Source organism: Streptomyces sp. NPDC051020, assembly GCF_040683105.1.
Taxonomy (GTDB): domain Bacteria; phylum Actinomycetota; class Actinomycetes; order Streptomycetales; family Streptomycetaceae; genus Streptomyces.
Window position 1 is genome coordinate 1 of sequence record NZ_JBFBCG010000163.1, and the last position, 7273, is coordinate 7273.

General features: G+C 68.4%; 7 protein-coding genes and 2 pseudogenes. 4 read left to right on the forward strand and 5 right to left on the reverse strand.

Going from position 1 to position 7273, the window contains the following annotated elements:
* Together AB0N06_RS37550 and AB0N06_RS37555 are read right to left on the reverse strand one after the other, a co-directional pair.
* Positions 1 to 107: pseudogene (locus AB0N06_RS37550) on the reverse strand (3-oxoacyl-ACP reductase); the annotation flags it as partial.
* Between the two features lie 138 nt (positions 108 to 245).
* Positions 246 to 548 (reverse strand): muconolactone Delta-isomerase family protein, encoded by a 303-nt coding sequence (locus AB0N06_RS37555; protein ID WP_366139163.1) that lies wholly within the window; start codon positions 546 to 548, stop codon positions 246 to 248.
* Positions 549 to 977: 429 nt separating this feature from the next.
* On the opposite strand from AB0N06_RS37555, the gene AB0N06_RS37560 reads away from it, so the two are divergent.
* Together AB0N06_RS37560 and AB0N06_RS37565 are read left to right on the forward strand one after the other, a co-directional pair.
* Complete coding sequence (locus tag AB0N06_RS37560) at positions 978 to 1595, forward strand: TetR/AcrR family transcriptional regulator (protein ID WP_366139164.1); 618 nt, start codon at positions 978 to 980, stop codon at positions 1593 to 1595.
* A 167-nt stretch (positions 1596 to 1762) separates the two neighbouring features.
* Positions 1763 to 2110, forward strand: a complete 348-nt coding sequence (locus AB0N06_RS37565) for a VOC family protein (protein WP_366139165.1) — start codon at positions 1763 to 1765, stop codon at positions 2108 to 2110.
* Positions 2111 to 2146: 36 nt separating this feature from the next.
* Here AB0N06_RS37565 and AB0N06_RS37570 read toward each other — a convergent pair.
* The 3 genes from AB0N06_RS37570 to AB0N06_RS37580 form a co-directional block, all read right to left on the reverse strand.
* A protein-coding gene (locus AB0N06_RS37570; protein ID WP_366139166.1) for an IS5 family transposase occupies positions 2147 to 3021 on the reverse strand; the annotation gives its coding sequence in 2 pieces (ribosomal slippage) (positions 2147 to 2674 and positions 2677 to 3021; 873 coding nt in all).
* Between the two features lie 43 nt (positions 3022 to 3064).
* Positions 3065 to 4096: a nitronate monooxygenase gene (locus tag AB0N06_RS37575; protein ID WP_366139167.1), complete on the reverse strand. Its 1032-nt coding sequence runs from the start codon at positions 4094 to 4096 to the stop codon at positions 3065 to 3067.
* A gap of 25 nt (positions 4097 to 4121) precedes the next feature.
* Positions 4122 to 5324, reverse strand: a complete 1203-nt coding sequence (locus AB0N06_RS37580) for a YbfB/YjiJ family MFS transporter (protein ID WP_366139168.1) — start codon at positions 5322 to 5324, stop codon at positions 4122 to 4124.
* A 119-nt stretch (positions 5325 to 5443) separates the two neighbouring features.
* On the opposite strand from AB0N06_RS37580, the gene AB0N06_RS37585 reads away from it, so the two are divergent.
* Together AB0N06_RS37585 and AB0N06_RS37590 are read left to right on the forward strand one after the other, a co-directional pair.
* Positions 5444 to 6301: a LysR family transcriptional regulator gene (locus AB0N06_RS37585; protein WP_366139169.1), complete on the forward strand. Its 858-nt coding sequence runs from the start codon at positions 5444 to 5446 to the stop codon at positions 6299 to 6301.
* Between the two features lie 140 nt (positions 6302 to 6441).
* A pseudogene (locus tag AB0N06_RS37590) lies at positions 6442 to 6817 on the forward strand (MBL fold metallo-hydrolase); the annotation flags it as partial.
* Between the last annotated feature and the right edge of the window lie 456 nt (positions 6818 to 7273).

A 7273-nucleotide genomic window follows, 5' to 3' on the forward strand; every position in this document is an offset into this window, starting at 1 on the left:
GTGGCGACGACGGCGTAGCCCAGCTCGCGGTAGGCGCTGACGAGCGCGCCTCCGATGCCCTGCGATGCGCCGGTGATGACCGCGACCTTCTGACCTGGGTTGCTCATGAAATGACCTTCTTAAGGAGGGTGTCACAGACCGGCATTAGTCGACCGACCACCTATAAACTAGACGACCGGTCGAGAAATATCAATGGGGGCAATGCAGGCGAAGGCCGCGGGGGTCGCTGCCAGAACCAGGGCGGGTCAGTTGGCGCCGCCGGCCCTGCCCGGGTCGTTGGGGTGGGGCTGGACGGGGGTGACCGCCGCGGTCATCCACGGCCACAGAGGCAGCGTGCCGAGCACCTTCTCGTAGAGCTCGGCCTCGTCGGCGGCGCACCACAGACCGATGCTGCGCAATTCGCCCACCGGGCGCCACAGCCTGACCAGATGACCGGCGGTGGCCAGCTCCTCGGCCCGGGCGGCCTCGGCCGCGCGGCGTCGGTCGACCTCGACGGACTCGGTCCCCTCGGGGACGATGGTGGTCAGTTCGACCAGGAACTCCTTCATGACCTTTCCTCTCTCTCAAATCTGTTGCGGCCTTCGGCCGCGCAGGGAGCATGCGGATGCGGAGCCGTGCGGTCACGTACTGCCGATTTCCCAGCTGCACATCGCGCCGGTGGCCAGGGCCAACGACGCCACGACCGCGACTTCCTCTCCACCGGGAGGCGCAGCCTCCCGGCGAGCCTGCCCGGCGCCCTGCGGACATGGAACCGCACCGACCTCAGCAGTCGGTGACGATCCGGGAGCCGTGGTACCGGTGGATCCGCCACCTGCCGCCCTTGCACCGCAGGACCGGCGACAGGTGCGCACGGGCCGCACAACCGCACATGACCGTAACGTCGGCCACGGTCGGCGCGCCCTTGCCTGGGGCTGGAGAGCGCGCCGACTAGCCGACCGGTCTAGTAAAATGTAGTCGAGCGGTCATATACTGGCAACATGGGACGGACAAGTAATGCCAGAGAGAAAATCCTCGACGCTGCGCACTCGCTCATGGAGGTGCGCGGCTACTCGGCTCTGGGCGTGGCCGAGATCTGCAAGACGGCCGAGGTACCCAAGGGCAGTTTCTACTACTTCTTCGATTCCAAGGAGGCTCTCGCGCTGGCTGTGATCGACGAGCAGTGGGCGACCCAGCGACGTGACTGGACCCGCTGCCTGAAGAGCGACGCGGAGCCGCTTCAGCGGCTGCGGCAGCTGTTCGAGGCGACGGAAGCCGACCAGCTGGCCGGACAGCAGAGCTGCGGGACCGTTTCAGGCTGCATGTTCGGAAATCTCACCCTGGAGATGAGCAACCAGACCGAAGCCGTCCGCATGCGCCTGCAGGAGATCTTCGAAGCCCAGGTCGAGATGGTCGACTCGGTCATCACCGAGGCCCTCGAGCGCGGCCAGGTCACCGTCACCGACACCCGCGATGCCGCCCGGTCCGTGGTCGCGCAGCTGGAGGGCCAGGTCTTGTTCGCCAAGCTCTACAACAACACGACCCAGCTCAGCGCACTGTGGACGAATTGCCTTGCACTGCTGGGCGCCGGCGCGCCACAGACGCCTGCCCACACCTGACATGACGGCCGCAGATCTCGATCTGCAGCCGTCGAGCCAAGGAGGGTCGGGGTTGCCGGGAGACCTGACAGGGCTAGGGCCTGTTGCGAAAGTGTGTGCGGCGACGAGTGTGTTGTAGGACTTCTGGGGAGGCTCAGAGACATGTTTGCTTTCTCATGGAGGCGTTGATGGCCGTTCGCCGTGTCGTGCCCAATATCCAGTCCGGGGCCATGCAAGAGAGCCGGGATTTCTACGGTCTGCTGGGCTTCGAGGAGGTCATGAACCACGGCTGGATCATGACACTTGCCTCTCCGTCCACTCCGGCGGCACAGGTCAGTGTCATGACGTACGACAAGACCGCACCGGTGATCCCCGATGTGAGCGTCGAAGTGGACGATGTCGACGCGGCTTACGCGATCGTGCGTGACAGCGGCGCGGAGATCCTGCATCCCTTGCAGGACGAGGAATGGGGAGTGCGCCGGTTCTTCGTCCGGGATCCCAACGGCCGGGTGGTCAACGTGCTGGGCCACCGGTAGCCGGCTTCGTGCCCCTTGTCCCCATGACCGTGCTGGTCATAGCCACTCGTTGATGGCCGCGACCAGCACGGTCGCTTCGTAGCGGACAGCGAGCTTGTCGTAGCGTGTTGCCACCGCGCGGTGCCTCTTGAGGCGGTTGATGCCGCACTCCACGGCGTGCCGTTCGCGGTAGTCGATTTTGTCGAACTTCGGAGGCCGACCGCCGCGAGAGCCGAGCTTCTTGCGGTTGCGGATCTGGTCCTTCCTCTCCGGGATCGTGCAGCGGATGCCGCGTCGGCGCAGGTAGGCGCGGTTCTTCCGGGAGCCGTAGGCCTCATCCGCCCGGACTTTGTCAGGTCGCGTGCGCGGCCGTCCCAGGCCGATGCGGGGCACCCGGATGTTCTCCAGGACCGGTTCGAACTGCGGCGAGTCCCCGCGCTGGCCTGCCGTGATCACGATGGACAGGGGCTTCTGCCCCTGCTCGACCGCGAGGTGGAGCTTGGTGGTCAGGCCGCCCCGCGAGCGTCCGAGCCCGTGGTCGTCCGGCTCGGTGGCGACGCCACCCGGCGGCTCCTTCTGGAGAGCCCCTTTTTGCGGGCCCCGGCGGCATGCTGGTGGGCCCGGCACACGGTCGAGTCGACGCTGATGTCCCAGGTGATCAGGTTCTTCGCGTCGGCCTGGGCCTGCAGCTGGGTGAAGATGTGCTGCCAGGTGCCATCGCGCTGCCAGCGCCGGAACAGGTCGTAGACCCGGTCCCACGGCCCGTACCGCTCGGGCACATCGCGCCACGGTGTCCCCGCCCGGGTCCGCCACCGTATCCCGTTGATCAGCTGCCGCCGCGTCCATATCGGCGGGCGTCCAGCCTTCTTCCCCTTGGGCAGCAGCGGTTCCAGGCGGGCCCACTGTTCATCCGTCAGATCTCCACGTGCCACGGCTTGATCATTTCACGACCAAGATCGACTTTCGCAACAGGCTCTAGAGCCGACTGGCAAGCCGAGCGAGTGCCTGCTCAGCAGGCTCACTCCTCGCCTCGCGGTGTCCCGTTCCGGCCCACAGGTGGATCAGCCGGGTATCTCCGGCCGCGGTGGCCGCCTTGCGCAGCGGTCCGGTGAGGTGGTGCAGGGCGGGGTAGCCGACGGGGGCGATCGCGTCGAAGCGGTCGGTGAAGTGGTTGCGCAGGGCGCGGGCGGGCCGCCCCGTGAAGGCGCGCGTGACGATGGTCGTCTCGAAAGCGGGGTCCACGAGAGCCGCCTCGTGCGGCGCCGATGCTCCGCTCTCGTCCGTACGCAGTAGGAGGGTGCCGACCATAACGGCTTCCGCACCGGCATGCAGCGCGGCCGCCGCATCGGCCGGGGTGGCGATTCCGCCGGTGGCGATGACCGGCAAGGTGACGGCGTCACGCACTTGGCCCACCAGCTCGGGCAGCGGCACGGGCGTGAGCGGTCGCTCGGGAGTGAGTGTGGCCGAGTGCCCGCCGGCCGTGGACGCCTGCACGATCAGTGCGTCGACTCCGATCTCCGCCGCCCGGCGTGCCTCGTCGGTCGAGGTGACGTTCTGCAGGACGGTGGTGTCGGCCCGACGCAGGGCGCCGACGACCGCGCGGTCGGGGATACCGAAGGTGAAGGACACCCAGGGGACGGGACTCGCGGTCAGCAGGTCGACCTTGTCCGTCCACTGATCGTCGTCCTCCACCGGGTCCCCGTCGGTGAGCTTCAGCCCGTACAGCTCGGCCTCGGGCTGCACCGCCTGGGAGTAACGACGGTACGCCTCGGCGGAGACGGGGACCGGGTTGGGGACGAACAGGTTGACGCCGAACGGCACTCCGTCCGCCCGTACGGTGTGGATCTGCCCGGCCAACGCCTGCACGGTCTTGTACCCGCCGGCGAGAAAGCCCAGGCTGCCGGCGCGCGCGGCCGCCGTGACGAGTGCGGGTGTGCTGGGTCCGCCAGCCATCGGTGCGGCGAGGACCGGGAGGTCGATTCCGAGATCGGACAGCAGTCTGCTCATGACGACTTCTCCTGGGGTACGGGTGTCAGGCCGTCTGGGCGACGGGAGCGAGGTGGTGTGGGAAGCGGATGCAGACGGCGGCGGCCGCGACTGCGGCGATTGCGACCATGGTGCTGCCCAGCAGGAGGGCCTGGTGGTAGCCGTGACGCAGCAGGGGTGCGGCCAGCAGCGGGCCGAGGATCTGGCCAGCGCCGTATCCGGCGGTCAGCAGGGCCACGGCGCGCGGCACTTGCAGATGAGTGCCGATCGACAGTGCGATCGTGCTGACGCCCATGAATGTGGCGCCGAACAGAACTGCGGAGATCAGCGCCGGGGCGGCGCCGCCGAGCAAAGCCGGCAGCGCGATGCCGACGGCCTGGATGCTCAGCGAGGTGAGCAGTAGCGCCGGTCGCGACCAGCGGCGTGACAGGCGGGTCCACAGGGCGCAGGAGGGCAGGGCGGCGAGTCCGACCACGATCCAGGCGCCGCTGCCGAGCCAGCCCTGGACGCCTTGCTGGATCGCCGCGACCAGGAAGGTGCCGGCGATGATGTAGCCGATGCCCTCGAAGGTGTAGCTGGCGAACAGGGCGATGAACCAGCGGTGGGTGCGGGGTCGTTCGGCCGGACCGGCGGCTTCAGCGGCCCCTGTTTCCGGTTCGGGCGTGAGGGGCCAGGCGACAGCCGCGAGCAGGGCCGCGAGCGCGGCGCAGGCCCACCAGGCAGCCTGCCAGGTGGACGCCGTCTGTACGACCACCACCAGCAGGCCGGACAGGGCGATTCCGGCGCCGACACCGCCGAAGGCCCATCCGACCATGTGGTGTGCGTGCGCCTGCAGGCGGGAGAGCATGGCGCTGACGGCGATCACGAACACCAGCGCGCTGGCGGCGCCGGCCACCAGCCGCAGTGCGAACCAGGCGGTGCCGTCGTGCGTGGCCGGCATGAGCGCCAGTGTCGCGATCATGACGGCCAGCGAGCCGCGCAAGGTTCCGGCCGAGCGTACAACGGCCGGGACGGCGATGCCGACGAGGGCGCCCGCGAGGTAGCCCATGAAGTTCGCGGTGGCCAGGCTCGCCCCGAGCCCTGAGGACAGGCCTGCCTGGGCGTGCATGAGCGGCAGGATGGGGGTGTACACGAACCGGCCGATCCCCATACCCGCGGCAAGCGCTGCCGCGGCCTGCGCAACGATCGTCCAGGGGGACTCCCCGCGCGGGCGGGTGGGGGCTGTTGGTCGTGCTACTGCTGGCGTCATGATCACTCTCCCTCGGCATCCAGCGGCCACCACTCACGCTAGAAAGCCCGCGAACGCTTGTGAAATGCCGGTTAAGCTGCTGCTATGCACGGCAGGCATGGATCCGGGAAGAAGTCGCGATGAGCATGGACGTCGAACTCCGTCACCTGCGGGCCTTCACTTCTGTGGCACGACACCGGTCCTTCTCCCGGGCAGCCGAGGAACTGCTGATCACGCAGCCGGCTCTGAGCCGTACGATCGCGCAGTTGGAGGGCAACCTGAGCGTCCGCCTCCTCGACCGCTCCTCCCGGCATGTCGAGCTGACGGCCACCGGCGCAGAGTTCCTCCTCCACGCCGAGCGTGTCCTCGCCACCCTCGACCAGGCCCTGGCCGTTGTGCGTCACAAGGTCACCCTCCGGCTCGGCTTCAGTTGGTTGCTGCCCGACCCCTGGGCCCAGCAGGCGGTGAGCCACTTCGAGCAGAACACCGGAGCCTCGGTCGCCCTGACCCGCATCGACGATCCCCTTCAGGCTCTGCGGCAGCGCACCGTCGACATCGCCCTGGTCCGCGGCGACTTCGACCCGCCGAGGACAGCGCGCACCGTGCACCTGTACGACGAACCGCGCATCGCCGTCTGCTCCGAGCACTGCGATCTGGTCCGTCTCGGCCACCTGGGCTGGGCGGACGTCCAGCACTGGCCCCTGGTCGTCAACACGGTCAGCGGCACCACCGGCCCCTGGTCCTGGTCCGTGGGTCAGCGCCCGGAGCAGATCATCGAGACGGCCAACTACGACGAATGGCTTGAGACGGTGGCCGCCAACCGTGGCATCGGCATCGTCCCCGAGGTGGCGCAGCGCCGCACCCAGCACCCCGCCCTCCGTTTCATTCCGCTCACCGAGGCGCCGCCCAGCCCGGTCAGCCTTGTCTATCTGCCCGACGCTCAACGGGCCCTGGTCCGCCGGTTCCTGGACGCCGCCGTAAGGGCGGGGCACGAATGAGCCGACGTCCCGGGTGGGTTGATCAGCATCCATGTCTGCCGGACATGGATGCATCACGACGGGCATTTCACGCGCGTGCGTGAGGTTCTTGTCCTCGGCGGCGTGAACGAAGCGATCGAGACGACTCGGCGAGGGCGGCGATGACGACAGCAGGGCTGCTGCCCCGACAGGAATGTGCGGTCATGGTCCTGGGCGGTCCTACGGCCGTCATCGACATCGGCGGCCTGCGCATCGTCACCGACCCGACCTTCGACGCCGCCGGTCCCCACGGATACCTCACCAAGACGGCCGGACCCGCTGTCGGCGCGAATGAGTTGGGCCCGGTCGACCTCGTTCTGGTCGGTCACGATCTGCATCCGGACAACCTCGACGAGCACGGCCGCGCCTTCGCGCTGGCCGCCCCGCTGGTCCTCACCGGTCCCCGTTCCGCCAGCCGGCTCGTCCCCCCGGCGGTCGGCCTCCCCCTGGACGAGCCATGCCCTACCGCGCGCGAACGGCAACGGCGATCTGACCGTGCCCTTTCGGGCCGGGCCACCAGGGCCCGTACCCGGCGAGTTATACGGGAGCGGGCGAAGGTCCCGATCCCCCGGCTTCCTGTGGCCTTTCGGCCCGTCGGCCATTCGCTTCTTGGGTCATCCTTCTCCCGCCGGGGAGTTCAGCTCTCCTCACGGTCGGCCTACCAGGAAAGGCCTGGACCTCGACGGGGTTTCCACGTTCCGCACCAGGAAGATGCGGCTAGGGAGGGCGCCCTCTCTACCCCGGGACCAGCGGTATCCGCCCCCTCGGACGAGATCCCCAGGAGTCGCTTCGCGCCTTCCAACACGCGGGTCCTGCGACTGCCTTTTGCGTGCCATCGCACAGCCTCAATCTCACGGGGCGGTGCCTGTCAAGTCAAATGAAACGAATGTGACGCTATAGGATCTGTTGTTCGGTCTGACGCCGCTTGGCGGGATCGTTGATCCATGCCTGGCG

Coding starts and splice junctions, on each gene's coding strand:
- AB0N06_RS37555 (WP_366139163.1), bottom strand. CDS start 548: ATGAAGGAGTTCCTGGTCGAACTGACCACCATCGTCCCCGAGGGGACC.
- AB0N06_RS37560 (WP_366139164.1), top strand. CDS start 978: ATGGGACGGACAAGTAATGCCAGAGAGAAAATCCTCGACGCTGCGCAC.
- AB0N06_RS37565 (WP_366139165.1), top strand. CDS start 1,763: ATGGCCGTTCGCCGTGTCGTGCCCAATATCCAGTCCGGGGCCATGCAA.
- AB0N06_RS37575 (WP_366139167.1), bottom strand. CDS start 4,096: ATGAGCAGACTGCTGTCCGATCTCGGAATCGACCTCCCGGTCCTCGCC.
- AB0N06_RS37580 (WP_366139168.1), bottom strand. CDS start 5,324: ATGACGCCAGCAGTAGCACGACCAACAGCCCCCACCCGCCCGCGCGGG.
- AB0N06_RS37585 (WP_366139169.1), top strand. CDS start 5,444: ATGAGCATGGACGTCGAACTCCGTCACCTGCGGGCCTTCACTTCTGTG.